General features: G+C 48.2%; 5 tRNA genes and 1 rRNA gene. All 6 read right to left on the bottom strand.

What is annotated here, in order from left to right:
* Positions 1–251: ribosomal RNA gene (locus B5V89_RS03535) — 16S ribosomal RNA — on the bottom strand; the annotation flags it as partial.
* Positions 252–394: 143 nt separating this feature from the next.
* Positions 395–470: transfer RNA gene (locus B5V89_RS03530), tRNA-Ala, on the bottom strand.
* 13 nt (positions 471–483) lie between these two features.
* Positions 484–560: transfer RNA gene (locus B5V89_RS03525), tRNA-Pro, on the bottom strand.
* Positions 561–645: 85 nt separating this feature from the next.
* Positions 646–722 (bottom strand) — tRNA-Arg (locus B5V89_RS03520).
* A 9-nt stretch (positions 723–731) separates the two neighbouring features.
* Positions 732–820, bottom strand: a tRNA-Leu gene (locus tag B5V89_RS03515).
* Between the two features lie 10 nt (positions 821–830).
* Positions 831–905 (bottom strand) — tRNA-Gly (locus B5V89_RS03510).
* Positions 906–964 lie beyond the last annotated feature (59 nt).

Below are 964 nucleotides of genomic sequence, written 5' to 3'. Positions count from 1 at the left end.
GCGCCGCGGGTCCATCTGTAAGTGGTAGCTAGTGCCACCTTTCAATTCTCCTTCATGCGAAGAAAAAAGTTATCCGGTATTAGCCCCGGTTTCCCGGAGTTATCCCAGTCTTACAGGCAGGTTACCCACGTGTTACTCACCCGTCCGCCGCTAATCTGAGAAGGAGCAAGCTCCTATCAGATTCGCTCGACTTGCATGTATTAGGCACGCCGCCAGCGTTCGTCCTGAGCCAGGATCAAACTCTCCAAAAAGATGTTTGAAATAGCTCTAGTTAAAAAATAAATTAATTGACGTTTCGTTTTGTTCAGTTTTCAAAGATCAATTTTTCAAAGACAACTTTTATATGTTATCACTATTAAGTTTCTCTGTCAACAACTTTTTTAGTTGAATATTTTGGTGGAGCCTAGCGGGATCGAACCGCTGACCTCCTGCGTGCAAAGCAGGCGCTCTCCCAGCTGAGCTAAGGCCCCAAATTAGTATGAATGGTCGGGAAGACAGGATTCGAACCTGCGACCCCTTGGTCCCAAACCAAGTGCTCTACCAAGCTGAGCTACTTCCCGATTTAGATGTTAAAGATTGGATGTTCGAGTATATTTAGTATTGCTTCGAATATAAACTTATATTCCAACTTCTCACTTCTAATAATGGCGCGCCCGAGAGGAGTCGAACCCCTAACCTTTTGATCCGTAGTCAAACGCTCTATCCAATTGAGCTACGGGCGCTTATTAAAATGGTGCCGAGGACCGGAATCGAACCGGTACGGTAGTCACCTACCGCAGGATTTTAAGTCCTGTGCGTCTGCCAGTTCCGCCACCCCGGCAAGGGTTGTCTGGAGCGGAAGACGGGATTCGAACCCGCGACCCCCACCTTGGCAAGGTGGTGTTCTACCACTGAACTACTTCCGCAACTTAATTACTTATAATGCGGGTGAAGGGAGTCGAACCCCCACGCCTTGCGGCGCCAG

This window comes from Heyndrickxia sporothermodurans, from assembly GCF_003055045.1.
GTDB lineage: Bacteria > Bacillota > Bacilli > Bacillales > Bacillaceae_C > Heyndrickxia > Heyndrickxia sporothermodurans.
This window is presented reverse-complemented; position numbering and strand designations above follow the sequence as displayed.